This window comes from Streptococcus sp. 1643 (assembly GCF_006228325.1).
In the GTDB taxonomy this organism is placed as follows: Bacteria; Bacillota; Bacilli; order Lactobacillales; family Streptococcaceae; genus Streptococcus.
This window is the reverse complement of the sequence record NZ_CP040231.1, coordinates 11,736-29,895: the sequence shown is the minus strand read 5'-3', so window position 1 is coordinate 29,895 and position 18,160 is coordinate 11,736. Positions and strand designations below refer to the sequence as shown.

The following is an 18,160-nucleotide window of genomic DNA, read 5'->3' as shown; positions in this document are numbered from 1 at the left end:
TGCTTACAGAACATAGTACTATTATACTACAAAAGCTCCCTGACCGCAAAATCCATCTGAAACCTGCATTTTTCACTTTCTGTTTTACTTTTCTTCTCGACAGGAGTATAATAATAAATGCTTATTTTCGGAGGTTTTTATGTCATTTTTATCAAAAAATGGAGCAGGCATCTTGGCTTGCCTTCTCATTTCTATCGTATCTTGGTTCCTGGGAGGATTTTTCCCCGTCGTGGGTGCACCTGTCTTTGCAATTTTTGCTGGAATGCTCCTCCACCCCTGGCTCTCACCCTACAAACAACTAGACGCAGGTTTGACCTTTAGTTCCAAGAAATTACTCCAGTATGCCGTTATCTTACTCGGTTTTGGTCTCAATATCTCGCAAGTCTTCGCAGTTGGACAAACTTCACTCCCTGTCATCCTTTCCACCATTTCGATTTCCTTAATCGTTGCCTACCTCTTCCAACGTTTCTTTGCGCTAGACACAAAACTAGCTACCTTGATTGGAGTGGGGTCTTCTATCTGTGGCGGCTCTGCCATTGCTGCGACAGCGCCCGTTATCCATGCCAAGGAAAAAGAAGTTGCCCAAGCCATTTCCGTTATCTTTTTCTTCAATGTCTTGGCTGCACTCATCTTTCCAACCCTAGGAACCTGGCTTCACTTATCCAATGATGGCTTCGCCCTCTTTGCAGGAACTGCGGTCAATGATACTTCTTCTGTAACGGCTACCGCCAGCTCCTGGGACAGTCTTTATCAGACCAATACCCTTGAATCTGCAACCATTGTGAAACTCACGCGCACCTTAGCAATCATTCCCATCACTCTCTTTCTCTCCTACTGGCAAAGTCGCCAGCAAGAAAATAAACAAGGCGTACAACTGAAAAAAGTTTTCCCACTTTTTATCCTTTATTTTATCCTGGCCTCTCTCTTAACGACTCTCCTTACCTCTCTCGGTGTGTCTAGTAGCTTCTTTACCCCTCTCAAACAACTCTCCAAATTCCTCATTATCATGGCCATGAGTGCTATTGGTCTCAAAACCAATCTGATTGCCATGGTCAAATCCAGCGGTAAATCCATTCTTCTTGGAGCCCTTTGCTGGATTGCCATCATCCTCACCAGTCTTGGCATGCAAGCATTGATTGGTACTTTATAAAATAAAAAGGTAGCCCATGGCTACCTTTTTATTGCTCAAGAATTAAGCGAGTATGTTCTCTCTTAATACAGCGATTCATCACGATGTCATCGCATCCTCCAGCACGCAAGATTTCTTCCGCTTCTAGGCTTTCAAGTCCCAGTTGTGCCCAAAAAATCTTGGCATCAGCCTTGAGAAAATCACGCGCTACATCTGGTAAAAACTCGCTACGTCGGTATACATTGACAATGTCCACAGGAAAAGGAATCTCAGCTAGACTCGCATAAGCCTTCTCTCCCAAGATTTCCCCACCTGCAGCCTTGGGATTAACTGGAATGATTTTATAGCCCCGAGCTTGCATTTCCTTGGTCACTCGATTACTAGTTGTTTCCTCACGGTCAGACAGGCCCACTACCGCTAACGTTTTACTGGTCTCCAGATACTGACGGATCACACCATCACTTGGATTGATAAATTCTTGACTCATAGAAATCCTCCTTTTTCTCAGTATAGCATATTTCACAAACACTGACTATTTTTAACATAAAAAACTTCTTAAATCCTTTAAGCAGATTTAAGAAGTTAAAAAATTATTTATTTTATCCTATCTAGTTGCTTTGTATGCAAGTTGATCACCATGTTGCTTCACAAACTCATCCATCTCTGAATCAGGAATTTGGCGAAGATAGAGATTTGCACGAATAGTTTCATCCTCTTCACGACAAGTTGAAAGGACAAGATACTTATCTGTAGCAGATACTTTTACATTTGGTTTCTTAACCTCTGCTGTATCATAAATAGTAGTTAACTGTTTTTCAAAATCTTTATCATCTTCAAAACTAGTACGATAGAAGGCTGTTTCTTCTGGTACAATAATCATCGCAACAGCTTCGTAGTAATACTTCCTCTCAGGTGTTTCAACAACAACATAAGGGTGCTCATTAAAATATTCTTGACGACTATAGTAGTTCACATCATTAAACATACGATGATCACCAACTTTACTACCTCTAGCATGACCAAATAACCAAGTTAAATGATCACTAAAATCTTTCTTATTATCAGCATCCATGAATACCGCACCCAAATAAGGCACCTGTTCACCTTCAAAGGTCTTATTTAGATAAGTCTCATTGTCCTTTGTTTGAACAACAGGCTCGTCTAACTGTGTACCAGGAGCATAAACATAAGCAATTGTTTCAGAATTAGTTGCAGTTAAGCCCTTAAATCTATTTGAAAGATATTCTTTTTCTTCTGCACTAACAACATAGGCCGATTTCGATGCTTCCTGAGTAACTTCTGATTCGTTAGTTGTTCCCTTTGGAGTTGTAAAACTATTAAATACAAAATAACCACCTATTGAAACAAGCGCTACTGTAAGCACGGAGAGAATAATTTTCCAAATGGATGCTTTGGTTTTTTTAGAACGTTTACTCATTTTTTCTCCTTCAACTATTCTACTATATATCTATTATCAAAAAAATCACTGAAACAAAGTTTCAGTGATAGGATACTTCACCAAATAAATGAATTATTTAGCAGCGTGTGTTTTTGGAAGAGCTTTTTGACCAGCTTTTGCATCTACACCAGCTTTTTTAGCTGCTTCAGCAGATTTTTTAGCTTGATCAGCTACACCTGGTTTACCTTCTTCAGGTTTAGCTGATGGCTTATCAGCTGCTGCTTGACCAGGTGCTGCTTGACCAGGTGCTGCTTGATCAGCTGCTGCTTTACCATGTTCTTTCTCGTAACGAGCATTCTTTTGTTCTGGAGTTTCGTTCAAGATGTAGTATTTACCTTCAGCTTTCTTCGCTGAATTTTGAACTTCTTGGAATTTTTGTACATATTCATTACGTACATTCAAGAATGCAGTATTGTAAGCTGCCTCATAAGCTGCTTTCTTTTCACCATAAAGGTGTGATCCACCTTCGACAGCATCAAATTCTTTCTTAGCTGCTACAACTGCTGGATCAGCTGCTGCTTGAGCTTTGATTTCTGCTGCATGAGCGCTAAGGTACTCTTCAACTGTACGAGCACTTACAAATTCAGATTGGTTTTCATATGCTTCACGTGAATCATATGCTCCAGGAGTGTTAGCTCCACCATTGATATCTGCAAACGCTGGGGCTGCTGCAGAAAATACTGCAAGAGCTGCTACTGATGACAATAAAACTTTTTTCATTGTTTTATCTCCTCTTTAATTTCTTATTTAATTTATAAGGCCTTGCCCTATTACCTAAAGTATATCACATATATGGTGATTGTCAAGTATTTTTTTAATTTTTTTTTAAAAAATCTAATAAAGTAAGTTAAAATTTCGTTACATAAAAGAAGAAAGCGTTTTTAATCTATGCCAACTAATAGATCATTCGCAAAAAACGAACAATATATACTGGAACTTCTTTAGATTTATGGATTTATTAAATCTCTGTTTAGAATCTCTTATAATATATTCTAAAACAAAGTTCTCATTACTATTATATCCTCTACCATTATTACTCGCATATTTTCAGTTGTAAGTTTTAAATCTTTTTCTCAATACAAAATAGGGGAGAAAGAGGACGTTTTTCGTGAATACGGATAATAGCATCGCCCAGAAGATGAGCAATCGAAATTTGTTCAATCTTATCAATCAAACGCTCTTCTGGTAGGTAGATAGTATCCAAAACAACCAATTTTTTAATAGCTGATTTTTGGATATTATCCATAGCAGGACCAGAAAGTACTGGGTGCGTACAGCTTGCGTAAACTTCAACAGCACCTGCTTCAGCAAGAGCATCCGCTGCATGACAAATGGTTCCAGCTGTATCGATCATATCGTCAATCAAGATACAAGTCTTACCTTCTACCTTACCAATGATGTTCATCACTTCACTGGTATTCATCTTATCTACACTACGGCGTTTGTCAATAATCGCAATCGGAGTTTTCAAAAACTCTGCCAATTTACGAGCACGAGTCACCCCACCATGGTCTGGACTGACAACCACGTAGTCAGAGCCGACCATGCCACGACGTTCAAAATAGTCCGCAATCAATGGAGCACCCATCAAGTGATCTACAGGAATATCAAAGAATCCCTGAATCTGTGCAGCGTGCAAATCAATCGTCAACAAACGATCTACCCCAGCAACTTCTAGCATGTTTGCAACGAGTTTTGCTGTGATTGGCTCACGCGCGCGCGCTTTTCTATCCTGACGTGCATAGCCATAGTAGGGCATAACAACATTGACAGATTCTGCACTAGCACGCTTCAATGCATCCACCATAATTAAAATTTCAAGTAAATTATCATTTACAGGTGAACTCGTTGATTGTAGGATAAAGACGTGTTTTCCACGGATTGATTCTTCAATGTTAACCTGAATCTCCCCATCTGAAAATTGGCGAACAGTCGATTTCCCCAACTCTATCCCAATTTCTTGCGCCACACGCTCTGCCAATTCTCTATTAGAAGAAAGGGCAAACAGCTTTAAATCAGAAAAAGACATGATTTCCTCCGGTATTTATGTATCACTTGTTTTTACACAACATTTTCCATCTACCATTGTAGCGCTTTTTCCTTTATTTTTCAATCAAAAATAAAACAAGAGTAAACATTTATACCCTTGTTTTATACTATTTTATATTAGCTATATTAAAACTAAAAATCCTACATTTTAACAATCGATTTTATGCTAGGATGAGATTTTTTCGAGACAAAGTTAGTATACTTCTCTCATACTTCCTGTATCCACATCATAGACAGCACCTGAAATAACCACATCATCAGGAATCAGTGGAGATTCTCGAAGCAATTGCATATCCTCTCTCACGCTCTCTTCAACATCCTGAAATGGTAAAAAGTCTTGATCAGACACATCGACTCCGAGCTCGTGTTTCAAATGTTCATGAAAACTTTCATTTTGAAAGGTTTGAGCTCCACAGTCTGTATGGTGAAGCACCACAATTTCTCTTGTCCCCATTTGTTGCTGGGAAATCACCAGTGAACGAATCATGTCCTCAGTTACTCGACCACCCGCATTCCGCAAGATATGGGCATCCCCAAGGGCCAAACCTAGAGCTTGCGCAACGTGTAGACGTGAGTCCATACAGGTCACGATAGCTACTCTGGTTTTGGGTTTAAGTGGCAGATTTAACTGCCCATGTAGAGCAACATAAGCCTGATTGGCTTGCATAAACTGTTCAAAATACGACACGATTCCCTCCTCAAAAATTTGATAATCAAATATTTCTCCTATCTTATCATTTTTAAGAGGATTTGTCACGGATTATGCAAAGACCTTTTTCAAAACTTCTTGAATCGTTGTCACACCAATGACTTCAATTTCCTTGGGTGGAGTGATTCCTGTCAAGGAATTCTTGGGTACATAAATCTTGGTAAAGCCTAATTTTGCCGCTTCATTGATGCGTTGTTCGATACGATTCACGCGCCGAATCTCTCCAGTCAAGCCCAATTCTCCCACAAAACATTCCTGAGGATTGGTTGGCTTGTCCTTGTAACTAGAGGCAATAGCCACTGCAACGGCTAAGTCAATGGCAGGCTCATCCAATTTCACGCCACCAGCAGATTTGAGATAGGCATCCTGATTTTGCAAGAGAAGCCCTGCTCGTTTTTCCAAAACAGCCATAATCAGACTTGCACGATTGAAATCAAGTCCTGTCGTCGTGCGTTTAGCATTTCCAAACATGGTTGGTGTTACCAAAGCCTGAACCTCCGCCAAAATCGGACGGGTCCCTTCCATGGTCACAACGATTGACGAGCCAGTAGCCCCATCCAAACGCTCCTCTAGGAAAACTTGACTCGGATTGAGCACCTCAACCAATCCGCCCGACTGCATCTCAAATATGCCAATCTCATTAGTGGAACCAAAACGGTTTTTGACTGCTCTCAAGATACGAAAGGTATGGTGACGTTCCCCTTCAAAGTAAAGCACTGTATCTACCATATGCTCCAGCATACGCGGACCAGCCAAGGTCCCTTCCTTGGTCACATGCCCTACGATAAAGATGGCAATGTTATTGGTCTTAGCCAGCTGCATAAGCTCAGCGGTCACCTCACGCACCTGAGACACAGACCCTTGCACCCCTGAAATCTCAGGAGACATAATCGTCTGGATAGAGTCAACAATGAGGAAGTCTGGCTGAATTCTTTCTACTTCTGCGCGAACACTCTGCATATTGGTCTCTGCATAGAGATAAAACTCACTATCAATATCTCCCAAGCGCTCTGCCCGTAACTTAATCTGCTGGGCAGACTCCTCCCCACTGACATAGAGAACCGTACCCACTTGAGACAGCTGCGTTGAAACTTGTAGGAGAAGGGTTGATTTCCCGATTCCTGGATCTCCACCGATAAGAACGAGACTCCCCGGTACCACACCTCCACCAAGCACACGGTTGAATTCCTCCATCTCTGTCTTGGTTCGATTGACATTGATGGAAGTCACCTCAGCCAGTTTCATAGGCTTGGTTTTTTCACCTGTCAAGGACACTCGTGCATTCTTGACCTCGGCAACCTCAACCTCTTCTACAAAAGAAGACCAAGACCCACAGTTAGGACAACGCCCTAGATACTTAGGTGAATTATATTCACAATTTTGACACACAAATGTCGCTTTTTTCTTTGCGATGATAAACCTCTTTCTAAATCTCTATCTCACACTCAATCACTTGGCAAAAATCAATCTTCTCATTTGGCACAAACTGACGCATGAGCATTCGATGAGCTACCACTAGAACTGTCTGGTAGTCTCGGTACTTTATCATAGTTTCCAAAAAACGCGCCTTCATCTCTTCAGCTGTCTCATACTGAATAGGACTATTAGGAAGCAACTCCCCCTTGTTTTCTAAAAACAGAGTACGTGCTTTTTCAAAATTCTCTATGCCACTTTCGTAAACCTGCCATTCGTGTAACAAAGGCTCCACCCTCAAAGGAAGGCAAGTAGCACGAACCACATAAGATGCAGTTTCTAAAGCCCTTGTCACTGCTGAAGTTACTAGCAAATCAGCTGATTGTAGCAAGGGATTTTGGCAAAGTTCCTGAACTTGTTGCCGTCCTTTCTCAGATAAAGGTGCTAAATCCATCCCAAAACCTGTATAAGAACGTTCCTCTAACTCACGGTAATCTGGCTCCCCATGACGTACAAAGACAATCTTCATCTTAATGCCCTGTCGATCCAAATCCACCAGTTCGCACGCCATCTGCCTCATCCCCATCTGCAATCAAAAATGGTGCAAAGACAGCCTGAACCACACGTTCCCCAACTTCAAGAACAACCTCTTGGTCTGTGATATTCTTCATCTGCGCAAAAATATGCCCTTCATTCCCAGGATTTCCATAATAATCCCCATCAATGACCCCAACCGAGTTAATCAAGACTAAGCCCTTCTTACGAGGATTTGATGAACGGTCATAAAGATAGAGCACTTCTGTCGGCTGCATGTAGGCCTTAACACCTGTCGGAACCAAGACAATCTCTCCTGGCGCAATCACCGTACGTTCTGCAACCTTTAAATCATAACCAGCTGCATGGGCTGTCTCACGCTTAGGTAACAAATTTTCATCTGTAAAACTCGAAACCAATTCAAAACCACGAATGTTCATATCTTTCTCTTTTCTATTCTATAATCATTTATTCTAGGCTATTTTATCTTATTTATTCGAAAAAAGCACGAAAAAAGAGCACACAATTCACATCGCTTAGGGCTGCTGGATTCCTCCCCTGACCCGCTTCACGCAGAACTGTTGCTCCACTATTTATTATACCACATTCCCCTCGGTTTTTAAAGAGAAATTATTTTTTCCGTCGATTTCGGAAAAAGTCCTGCATAATCGCTACACACTCACTCTCCAAAACTCCCGTTTCAACCTCTACACGATGATTGAGACGCTCATCTGTCAAAATAGCGTACAAACTTCCAGCTGCACCAAATTTCTGATTTTTAGCCCCATAGACCACCTTTGGTATACGAGCTAGCCCAATCGCCCCGCTACACATGACACAAGGCTCAATGGTCACAAAAAGCGTACAATCAAGCAGGCGCCAACTTTCTTCACTCACGTTCGCATTCTCTATAGCCATGATTTCTGCATGCATGACCGCCCGTTGCAACTCCTCGCGCGCATTATGCCCCCTACCAATGATTTCTCCATCCTTGACAATCACACAACCAATTGGAATTTCATCGTGTTCTAAGGCAATCTCAGCCTCTCTCAAAGCCTCTCTCATAAAGGCTTCTTTTTCTTCAACTGTATAATTCATCGTTCTTCTCTTTTCCTACTTGTCGATTTTATTATTATATCATGATTCTCAACACAAAAAAAGCCACCGAATGCGGTGACTTAATAGGGAGATTATTATGAAAAAGAAAAGTTTAGGATATTTGTTACAACAAGTTAGGAGGTCTTCTTGTAACTGTCTATAGTATACCCAACCTGTCTTAAACTAATCTTAAAAATCTCCTATGACCAAACACTTTCTAAAATATTAGTTTGTTCACGACCAGGTCCTACTGAGAAAGTTGAGATACGAACACCAACCAACTCACTTACACGACGAACATAGTTACGTGCATTCTCAGGAAGGTCTTCCAAATTACGAACTCCAGTGATGTCTTCTGACCAACCTGGCAATTCCTCGTAGATTGGCTTGCAGCGTTTCAACTGCTCAAGACTAGCAGGATAGTAATCAATACGTTGACCATCAAGATCATAGGCCACACAGATTTTCACAGTATCCAAACCACTCAAAACATCTATAGAGTTCAATGAAAGATTGGTAATCCCAGATACACGGCGGCTGTGGCGCATCACAACTGAGTCAAACCAACCCACACGACGTGGACGGCCAGTTGTTGTACCGTATTCATGACCTACTTCACGGATGCGATCTCCCACTTCATCAAATAATTCAGTTGGGAAAGGTCCGTCTCCTACACGACTTGTGTAGGCTTTACAGACACCTACAACCTTGTCAATCTTACTTGGACCAACACCAGACCCAATTGTCACACCACCAGCGACAGGGTTTGAAGAAGTAACAAATGGATACGTACCTTGGTCGATATCTAGCATAACACCTTGCGCACCTTCAAACAGCACACGTTTGCCATTATCAAGCGCATCATTCAAGATAACAGATGTATCTGTCACGTATTGCTTGATTTGTTGACCATACTCATAGTATTCTTCAAAAATATCGTCAACTGAAATAGGGGTGCTATCATATAATTTTTCAAACAAACGATTCTTTTCCGCAAGATTACGTTCCAAACGTTCACGGAAAATATCCTTATCCAAAAGATCCGCAATACGAATTCCAACACGAGCAGCCTTGTCCATATATGCTGGACCGATTCCCTTGATTGTAGTACCAATCTTATTGTCACCCTTAGCTTCTTCCTGCAAGCGATCCAACTCAATGTGATAAGGCAAAATAACATGCGCCCGATCAGAAATACGCAAGTTATCAGTTGTCACACCTTCCTCATGAAGATAACTCAACTCTTTCACAAGAGATTTTGGGTTCACGACCATCCCATTCCCAATGACAGAGATCTTTTCAGGGAAGAAAATACCTGACGGAATCAAGTGCAACTTAAATTTCTTACCATCAATCACAATCGTGTGACCAGCATTGTCACCACCTTGATAACGAGCAATCACTTCTGCATTAGCTGAAAGAAAATCTGTAATTTTCCCTTTACCTTCATCACCCCACTGGGTACCTACAACAACAACTGAAGTCATAATAAAATTCGTCTGAGCTACTAGCAGCTCGTCCTTTCTCATATACATGGCAGGAATTTCACCCGCAATTATATCTTACAATTTATTATAAGAAAAAAACACTATTTTATCAAGAAGAAACAGCAGAAAAGATTTGGAAATTCTTTCATTTCTAAATACAGAAGTCTCTGATTATAAGCTAATTCTATATTTTTTAAAATATATCTATAACTATCGTTCGTAATTATGATATAAATACTTCCTATTGGATGAAAGTTGTACCATCTTGCAGTAATTTATCTAGATATAGACGATAAGCTGTTCTAAAGTGATATAGAGAAAAGTCCCTATCACTTTTAATTTTAAATCGGATTAAGTAATATAGTAAAAAACGGAGATGAAGTGATTCCCACTCTGAACAACTCTGGCCTAAAGAGGCATATTCTTGTTCAACTAGTTTCAAAAAGACAAATGCTCGATCATAAAATTTCTGAAGCATATAAAAATTCCCTTTCTTATTAGTAACACTAGTCTAACAAAAAAAGGAACTAAAAAAGCTTCAAATCCTATAAAAGTAGAATTTGAAGCCAAACGAACTAAAAATAAAATAAAGAGGTAATTACAGATTTTAAAATTAAAATTTGAAATTTCAACAGTCCACTATATTTATAAATAAAAAAACGCTCAGTTGAACGTTTCGATTTATACTCCGCCAGTAGGACTCGAACCTACGACATCATGATTAACAGTCATGCGCTACTACCAACTGAGCTATGGCGGATAAAAGCTAAGCGACTTCCATATCTCACAGGGGGCAACCCCCAACTACTTCCGGCGTTCTAGGGCTTAACTACTGTGTTCGGCATGGGTACAGGTGTATCTCCTAGGCTATCGTCACTTAACTCTGAGTAATACCTACTCAAAATTGAATATCTATCAAATACCAAGAAAACCTCACACTTCGTATTCTCAGTTACTTTGGATAAGTCCTCGAGCTATTAGTATTAGTCCGCTACATGTGTCGCCACACTTCCACTTCTAACCTATCTACCTGATCATCTCTCAGGGCTCTTACTGATATAAAATCATGGGAAATCTCATCTTGAGGTGGGTTTCACACTTAGATGCTTTCAGCGTTTATCCCTTCCCTACATAGCTACCCAGCGATGCCTTTGGCAAGACAACTGGTACACCAGCGGTAAGTCCACTCTGGTCCTCTCGTACTAGGAGCAGATCCTCTCAAATTTCCTACGCCCGCGACGGATAGGGACCGAACTGTCTCACGACGTTCTGAACCCAGCTCGCGTGCCGCTTTAATGGGCGAACAGCCCAACCCTTGGGACCGACTACAGCCCCAGGATGCGACGAGCCGACATCGAGGTGCCAAACCTCCCCGTCGATGTGAACTCTTGGGGGAGATAAGCCTGTTATCCCCAGGGTAGCTTTTATCCGTTGAGCGATGGCCCTTCCATACGGAACCACCGGATCACTAAGCCCGACTTTCGTCCCTGCTCGAGTTGTAGCTCTCGCAGTCAAGCTCCCTTATACCTTTACACTCTGCGAATGATTTCCAACCATTCTGAGGGAACCTTTGGGCGCCTCCGTTACCTTTTAGGAGGCGACCGCCCCAGTCAAACTGCCCGTCAGACACTGTCTCCGATAGGGATAACCTATCCGGGTTAGAGTGGCCATAACACAAGGGTAGTATCCCAACAACGTCTCCTTCGAAACTGGCGTCCCGATCTCATAGACTCCTACCTATCCTGTACATGTGGTACAGACACTCAATATCAAACTGCAGTAAAGCTCCATGGGGTCTTTCCGTCCTGTCGCGGGTAACCTGCATCTTCACAGGTACTAAAATTTCACCGAGTCTCTCGTTGAGACAGTGCCCAAATCATTACGCCTTTCGTGCGGGTCGGAACTTACCCGACAAGGAATTTCGCTACCTTAGGACCGTTATAGTTACGGCCGCCGTTTACTGGGGCTTCAATTCATACCTTCGGATTACTCCTAAGCACTCCTCTTAACCTTCCAGCACCGGGCAGGCGTCACCCCCTATACATCATCTTACGATTTAGCAGAGAGCTGTGTTTTTGATAAACAGTTGCTTGGGCCTATTCACTGCGGCTGACCTAAAGTCAGCACCCCTTCTCCCGAAGTTACGGGGTCATTTTGCCGAGTTCCTTAACGAGAGTTCTCTCGCTCACCTGAGGCTACTCGCCTCGACTACCTGTGTCGGTTTGCGGTACGGGTAGAGTATGTTTAAACGCTAGAAGCTTTTCTTGGCAGTGTGACGTCACTAACTTCGCTACTAAACTTCGCTCCCCATCACAGCTCAATGTTATAGATATAAGCATTTGACTCATATCACACCTCACTGCTTAGACAGACACTTCCATTCGTCTGCTTTAGTTAGCCTACTGCGTCCCTCCATCACTACATACTCTAGTACAGGAATATCAACCTGTTGTCCATCGGATACACCTTTCGGTCTCTCCTTAGGTCCCGACTAACCCAGGGCGGACGAGCCTTCCCCTGGAAACCTTAGTCTTACGGTGGACAGGATTCTCACCTGTCTTTCGCTACTCATACCGGCATTCTCACTTCTATGCGTTCCAGCACTCCTCACGGTATACCTTCATCACACATAGAACGCTCTCCTACCATACCTATAAAGGTATCCACAGCTTCGGTAAATTGTTTTAGCCCCGGTACATTTTCGGCGCAGGGTCACTCGACTAGTGAGCTATTACGCACTCTTTGAATGAATAGCTGCTTCTAAGCTAACATCCTAGTTGTCTGTGCAACCCCACATCCTTTTCCACTTAACAATTATTTTGGGACCTTAGCTGGTGGTCTGGGCTGTTTCCCTTTCGACTACGGATCTTAGCACTCGCAGTCTGACTGCCGACCATAATTCATTGGCATTCGGAGTTTATCTGAGATTGGTAATCCGGGATGGACCCCTCACCCAAACAGTGCTCTACCTCCAAGAATCTCTAATGTCGACGCTAGCCCTAAAGCTATTTCGGAGAGAACCAGCTATCTCCAAGTTCGTTTGGAATTTCTCCGCTACCCACAAGTCATCCAAGCACTTTTCAACGTGCCCTGGTTCGGTCCTCCAGTGCGTCTTACCGCACCTTCAACCTGCTCATGGGTAGGTCACATGGTTTCGGGTCTACGACATGATACTAATGCGCCCTATTCAGACTCGGTTTCCCTGCGGCTCCGTCTCTTCAACTTAACCTCGCATCATATCGTAACTCGCCGGTTCATTCTACAAAAGGCACGCTCTCACCCATTAACGGGCTCGAACTTGTTGTAGGCACACGGTTTCAGGTTCTATTTCACTCCCCTCCCGGGGTGCTTTTCACCTTTCCCTCACGGTACTGGTTCACTATCGGTCACTAGGGAGTATTTAGGGTTGGGAGATGGTCCTCCCAGATTCCGACGGGATTTCACGTGTCCCGCCGTACTCAGGATACTGCTAGGTACAAAGACTATTTTAAATACGAGGCTATTACTCTCTTTGGCTGATCTTCCCAAATCATTCTTCTATAATCTTTGAGTCCACATTGCAGTCCTACAACCCCGAAGAGTAAACTCTTCGGTTTGCCCTCCTGCCGTTTCGCTCGCCGCTACTAAGGCAATCGCTTTTGCTTTCTCTTCCTGCAGCTACTTAGATGTTTCAGTTCACTGCGTCTTCCTCCTCACATCCTTAACAGATGCGGGTAACAGGTAGTACCTGTTGGGTTCCCCCATTCGGAAATCCCTGGATCATCGCTTACTTACAGCTACCCAAGGCATATCGTCGTTTGTCACGTCCTTCTTCGGCTCCTAGTGCCAAGGCATCCACCGTGCGCCCTTATTAACTTAACCTTATTTTTTGACCTTTCAGTCATAAACTCTTTTAATACTACAGCGTTTCGGTTTATTTTCTTGTTACTATTTGATATAGATATTCAATTTTCAATGTGCATTACTTGGTGATCTCTCACCAATGGAGCCTAGCGGGATCGAACCGCTGACCTCCTGCGTGCAAAGCAGGCGCTCTCCCAGCTGAGCTAAGGCCCCACAAGACCTCTCAAGACTAAACAAGACCAATGTGCAGTTCCTTATCCTTAGAAAGGAGGTGATCCAGCCGCACCTTCCGATACGGCTACCTTGTTACGACTTCACCCCAATCATCTATCCCACCTTAGGCGGCTGGCTCCTAAAAGGTTACCTCACCGACTTCGGGTGTTACAAACTCTCGTGGTGTGACGGGCGGTGTGTACAAGGCCCGGGAACGTATTCACCGCGGCGTGCTGATCCGCGATTACTAGCGATTCCGACTTCATGTAGGCGAGTTGCAGCCTACAATCCGAACTGAGACTGGCTTTAAGAGATTAGCTTGCCGTCACCGGCTTGCGACTCGTTGTACCAGCCATTGTAGCACGTGTGTAGCCCAGGTCATAAGGGGCATGATGATTTGACGTCATCCCCACCTTCCTCCGGTTTATTACCGGCAGTCTCGCTAGAGTGCCCAACTGAATGATGGCAACTAACAATAGGGGTTGCGCTCGTTGCGGGACTTAACCCAACATCTCACGACACGAGCTGACGACAACCATGCACCACCTGTCACCTCTGTCCCGAAGGAAAACTCTATCTCTAGAGCGGTCAGAGGGATGTCAAGACCTGGTAAGGTTCTTCGCGTTGCTTCGAATTAAACCACATGCTCCACCGCTTGTGCGGGCCCCCGTCAATTCCTTTGAGTTTCAACCTTGCGGTCGTACTCCCCAGGCGGAGTGCTTAATGCGTTAGCTGCGGCACTAAACCCCGGAAAGGGTCTAACACCTAGCACTCATCGTTTACGGCGTGGACTACCAGGGTATCTAATCCTGTTTGCTCCCCACGCTTTCGAGCCTCAGCGTCAGTTACAAGCCAGAGAGCCGCTTTCGCCACCGGTGTTCCTCCATATATCTACGCATTTCACCGCTACACATGGAATTCCACTCTCCCCTCTTGCACTCAAGTTAAACAGTTTCCAAAGCGTACTATGGTTAAGCCACAGCCTTTAACTTCAGACTTATCTAACCGCCTGCGCTCGCTTTACGCCCAATAAATCCGGACAACGCTCGGGACCTACGTATTACCGCGGCTGCTGGCACGTAGTTAGCCGTCCCTTTCTGGTAAGATACCGTCACAGTGTGAACTTTCCACTCTCACACTCGTTCTTCTCTTACAACAGAGCTTTACGATCCGAAAACCTTCTTCACTCACGCGGCGTTGCTCGGTCAGACTTCCGTCCATTGCCGAAGATTCCCTACTGCTGCCTCCCGTAGGAGTCTGGGCCGTGTCTCAGTCCCAGTGTGGCCGATCACCCTCTCAGGTCGGCTATGTATCGTCGCCTTGGTGAGCCGTTACCTCACCAACTAGCTAATACAACGCAGGTCCATCTGGTAGTGATGCAATTGCACCTTTTAAGCAAATGTCATGCAACATCTACTCTTATGCGGTATTAGCTATCGTTTCCAATAGTTATCCCCCGCTACCAGGCAGGTTACCTACGCGTTACTCACCCGTTCGCAACTCATCCAGAGAAGCAAGCTCCTCCTTCAGCGTTCTACTTGCATGTATTAGGCACGCCGCCAGCGTTCGTCCTGAGCCAGGATCAAACTCTCATTAAAAGTTTGAGTTCTCACTCATTTCTGTCACTGACAGATTTATTGTTTTTTTCATTGTTCAGTACTATAACTTCAGTTATAGTGCCCTGCACATTGGTTCGTCTTGTTCAGTTTTCAAAGGTCTTTGTCACTCATTCTCTCTCGAGCGACAACTATATTAGTATATCACAGCTACCTGCCTCTGTCAACAGATTTTTTAAACTTTTTTCAAGTTTTTTTAGCCGCAATACACCATAGTCCGTACGGGATTCGAACCCGTGTTACCGCCGTGAAAAGGCGGTGTCTTAACCCCTTGACCAACGGACCTTGAGCTTTTCAACTCTTTCTATTATACCTACTTTTTTACCTTTGTCAAGAACTTTTTTCAGTGAAGTTGATTTTTTCTTTTCTTCACTAATTTAACCACTGCTTCTGTTCGTGCAGTGTGGGGAAACATATCAACTGACTGGATATACTGGAGGTCATAGACTTTTACTAGTTTAACCAAATCTCGCGCTAAGGTCGAAACATTGCAGGATACATAGACCATTTTTTCTGGAACATAGGTCAGAATGGTATCCAGTAGCTTATCATCTAAGCCTGTACGAGGAGGGTCGACTATCAATGCATCCGCTCGGTAGCCATTCCATTAGAACATAAAAAGAGAGGTTAAACCTCTCTAAATTTATTCTTCTTCACTCATTTTTGATTTTACTTCATCATAAGATAGTGCATGGGATTCCTCTTCTACTGTCTCAGGCATTTTTCCTGTCTCGTAAAGAGATTTAATTTGAGTACTATCCAATGTTTCGTATTTCAACAATGCTTCTGCAATCAGTTTGTGGGTTTCACGATTTGATTGGATAATTTCAGCAGCTTTGTTTCGTGCCTCATTTAATAATGAACGAACTTCCTCATCAATCTCATAGGCTGTTTGTTCTGAAATTGATTTTTGAGGACTTTGTGCACCAAACATAGCATGATTACCTTCGTATTGAACTGGGCCAAGTTTTTCACTCATACCGTATTCAGTGACCATTGCACGCGCCATCTGTGTAGCTTGTTCAAAGTCATTTGAAGCTCCTGTCGTTTGGACATTAAAGATAATCTCTTCAGCTACACGACCACCCATCAAACCTGCTAATTGTTCTTTCATGTCTTCCTTAGATAGAAGCATTTGATCCTCTTTCGGAAGTGCAATCATGTAACCACCTGCACGACCTCTTGGTACAATTGTAACCTTATGAACAACGCGGGCATTTGACAAGACTAAACCAACAATGGTATGTCCAGCCTCATGATAAGCAACCAATTCACGTTCTCTTTGTGATACTGTTTTATCTTTCTTAGATGGTCCAGCAATCACTCTGTCCTCTGCCTCATCAATATCTGAAGCATCAATGATTGATTTGTTGCGACGAGCAGCGACTAAAGCCGCTTCATTCAATACATTCTCTAAATCAGCACCAACAAAACCTGGAGTTTGTTGAGCCACTAATTTCAAATCAACATCTTCTGCTAAAGGCTTGTTTTTAGCGTGAACTTTCAAGATTGCTTCGCGGCCCTTAACATCAGGACGGCCAACCAATACTTTTCTATCAAAACGTCCTGGACGCAAAAGGGCAGGGTCAAGTACATCTGAACGGTTTGTCGCAGCTATGACAATAATCCCTTCATTTCCCTCAAAACCATCCATCTCAATCAAGAGTTGGTTCAAGGTTTGCTCACGTTCATCATTACCTCCACCAAGACCGACTCCACGTTGGCGACCAACAGCATCAATTTCATCGATAAAGATAATGGCTGGTGCTGCTTTTTTTGCATCCTCAAAAAGAGAACGAACACGACTTGCACCAACTCCGACAAACATTTCTACAAAGTCCGATCCTGAGATACTAAAGAATGGAACGCCTGCTTCTCCGGCAACCGCCTTAGCGAGCAAAGTCTTACCTGTTCCCGGAGGTCCCTCTAAAAGAACACCCGCAGGAATACGCGCACCAAGTTTGGTAAATCGTTTTGGATCTTTTAGAAATTCAACAACTTCTACTAATTCTTGTTTTTCTTCCTCGGCACCAGCAACATCCGAGAAACGTACCTTGATATCTTCTTTGTTTGCAGCTTTAGCCTTACTACGTCCAAAACTCATTGGATTTCGGCCACTATTTCCTCCCATATTTCCCATCATAGAGAATAGGAAGAAGAAGAGAATAGCAAATGGGACAACAGACACAAGGATATTGATCCACATACCGCTTGAACTCTCATGTTTGACTGTTACTTCTGCCTGATGTTCAGAAGCAAGTTTTTGCAATTCTGAAACTGTTGAATCAGACGGAAGAATAGTACTTGAGAATCTTTCTACTGTTGTAGCTGTAGGAGTGAAAAATTGAATTCCTGTTTCTTCTTTACTAGTCTTAGGATTTTTATAAACACCAGACACTTCAATGATGCTGCCATTTGGCTGATAGGTTAATTCTTTTACATTGTCTGCTGTAATTTCTTTTACCAGTTCTGTATAGTTAATTTTTTCGCTTCGCCCAGCAGTATTTCCAGAGTAAAAATACTGGAATCCTGTCACTAGGAAGAAGATAATTAACAAGTATAGAAATGGATTTCTAACTAAACCATTATTTTGTTTTTTCATTAAAGATA

The 18,160-nt window shown here is 42.9% G+C and carries 14 protein-coding genes, 3 tRNA genes, 3 rRNA genes and 1 other RNA gene; 1 reads left to right on the top strand and 20 read right to left on the bottom strand.

Translation table 11 applies throughout. The annotated features are described in order from the left end of the window. Nucleotides 1-139 precede the first annotated feature (139 nt). Nucleotides 140-1,150: a YeiH family protein gene (locus FD735_RS00165; RefSeq protein WP_139658200.1), complete on the top strand. Its 1,011-nt coding sequence runs from the start codon at nt 140-142 to the stop codon at nt 1,148-1,150. 28 nt (nt 1,151-1,178) lie between these two features. Here the strand turns inward: FD735_RS00165 and FD735_RS00160 are convergent, their stop codons facing one another. The 20 genes from FD735_RS00160 to ftsH form a co-directional block, all read right to left on the bottom strand. Continuing rightward, nucleotides 1,179-1,616: a CoA-binding protein gene (locus FD735_RS00160; protein ID WP_000076495.1), complete on the bottom strand. Its 438-nt coding sequence runs from the start codon at nt 1,614-1,616 to the stop codon at nt 1,179-1,181. Nucleotides 1,617-1,733: 117 nt separating this feature from the next. Continuing rightward, entirely contained in the window at nt 1,734-2,567 is an 834-nt protein-coding gene (gene srtB / locus FD735_RS00155) for a class B sortase, LPKTxAVK-specific (protein ID WP_139658199.1), read from the bottom strand. A gap of 93 nt (nt 2,568-2,660) precedes the next feature. Further along, nucleotides 2,661-3,308 carry an amylase-binding adhesin AbpA gene (gene abpA / locus FD735_RS00150; RefSeq protein WP_139658198.1) on the bottom strand — a complete coding sequence of 216 codons (648 nt, stop codon included), beginning with the start codon at nt 3,306-3,308 and terminating at the stop codon, nt 2,661-2,663. A 340-nt stretch (nt 3,309-3,648) separates the two neighbouring features. Then, nucleotides 3,649-4,617: a ribose-phosphate diphosphokinase gene (locus FD735_RS00145; protein ID WP_000010174.1), complete on the bottom strand. Its 969-nt coding sequence runs from the start codon at nt 4,615-4,617 to the stop codon at nt 3,649-3,651. 213 nt (nt 4,618-4,830) lie between these two features. After that, complete coding sequence (locus FD735_RS00140) at nt 4,831-5,325, bottom strand: carbonic anhydrase (protein WP_002876632.1); 495 nt, start codon at nt 5,323-5,325, stop codon at nt 4,831-4,833. Between the two features lie 72 nt (nt 5,326-5,397). Beyond that, a complete protein-coding gene (radA, locus tag FD735_RS00135; protein WP_255296287.1) occupies nt 5,398-6,735 on the bottom strand; it encodes a DNA repair protein RadA in 1,338 nt (445 codons plus the stop codon). Between the two features lie 37 nt (nt 6,736-6,772). Further along, on the bottom strand, nt 6,773-7,330 hold the full coding sequence (locus tag FD735_RS00130) for a histidine phosphatase family protein (RefSeq protein WP_176553040.1): 558 nt from the start codon (nt 7,328-7,330) through the stop codon (nt 6,773-6,775). After that, nucleotides 7,290-7,733: a dUTP diphosphatase gene (locus tag FD735_RS00125; protein ID WP_139658197.1), complete on the bottom strand. Its 444-nt coding sequence runs from the start codon at nt 7,731-7,733 to the stop codon at nt 7,290-7,292. The genes FD735_RS00130 and FD735_RS00125 overlap by 41 nt, the downstream gene beginning before the upstream one ends. A gap of 64 nt (nt 7,734-7,797) precedes the next feature. After that, an RNA gene (ffs, locus tag FD735_RS00120) (signal recognition particle sRNA small type) lies at nt 7,798-7,891 on the bottom strand. A 32-nt stretch (nt 7,892-7,923) separates the two neighbouring features. Then, nucleotides 7,924-8,391 carry a tRNA adenosine(34) deaminase TadA gene (gene tadA / locus FD735_RS00115; RefSeq protein WP_070567921.1) on the bottom strand — a complete coding sequence of 156 codons (468 nt, stop codon included), beginning with the start codon at nt 8,389-8,391 and terminating at the stop codon, nt 7,924-7,926. 200 nt (nt 8,392-8,591) lie between these two features. Next, nucleotides 8,592-9,878: an adenylosuccinate synthase gene (locus FD735_RS00110; protein WP_049506397.1), complete on the bottom strand. Its 1,287-nt coding sequence runs from the start codon at nt 9,876-9,878 to the stop codon at nt 8,592-8,594. 241 nt (nt 9,879-10,119) lie between these two features. After that, nucleotides 10,120-10,356, bottom strand: coding sequence for a sigma(X)-activator ComW (gene comW / locus FD735_RS09840; protein ID WP_070567919.1), 237 nt, complete (start codon nt 10,354-10,356; stop codon nt 10,120-10,122). 208 nt (nt 10,357-10,564) lie between these two features. Next, nucleotides 10,565-10,638 (bottom strand) — tRNA-Asn (locus FD735_RS00100). Nucleotides 10,639-10,643: 5 nt separating this feature from the next. After that, nucleotides 10,644-10,759: ribosomal RNA gene (gene rrf, locus FD735_RS00095) — 5S ribosomal RNA — on the bottom strand. Nucleotides 10,760-10,835: 76 nt separating this feature from the next. Further along, nucleotides 10,836-13,739, bottom strand: a 23S ribosomal RNA gene (locus FD735_RS00090). A gap of 122 nt (nt 13,740-13,861) precedes the next feature. Next, nucleotides 13,862-13,934, bottom strand: a tRNA-Ala gene (locus FD735_RS00085). Nucleotides 13,935-13,985: 51 nt separating this feature from the next. Then, nucleotides 13,986-15,532: ribosomal RNA gene (locus tag FD735_RS00080) — 16S ribosomal RNA — on the bottom strand. The 16S, 23S and 5S rRNA genes sit together here with 3 tRNA genes alongside, the layout of an rRNA operon. A 231-nt stretch (nt 15,533-15,763) precedes the next feature. After that, nucleotides 15,764-15,835: transfer RNA gene (locus FD735_RS00070), tRNA-Glu, on the bottom strand. A gap of 58 nt (nt 15,836-15,893) precedes the next feature. After that, nucleotides 15,894-16,133, bottom strand: coding sequence for a 23S rRNA (uracil-5-)-methyltransferase (locus tag FD735_RS00065; protein ID WP_007518224.1), 240 nt, complete (start codon nt 16,131-16,133; stop codon nt 15,894-15,896). A 60-nt stretch (nt 16,134-16,193) separates the two neighbouring features. Further along, nucleotides 16,194-18,152 (bottom strand): ATP-dependent zinc metalloprotease FtsH, encoded by a 1,959-nt coding sequence (gene ftsH, locus FD735_RS00060; RefSeq protein WP_139658196.1) that lies wholly within the window; start codon nt 18,150-18,152, stop codon nt 16,194-16,196. Nucleotides 18,153-18,160: the final 8 nt, after the last annotated feature.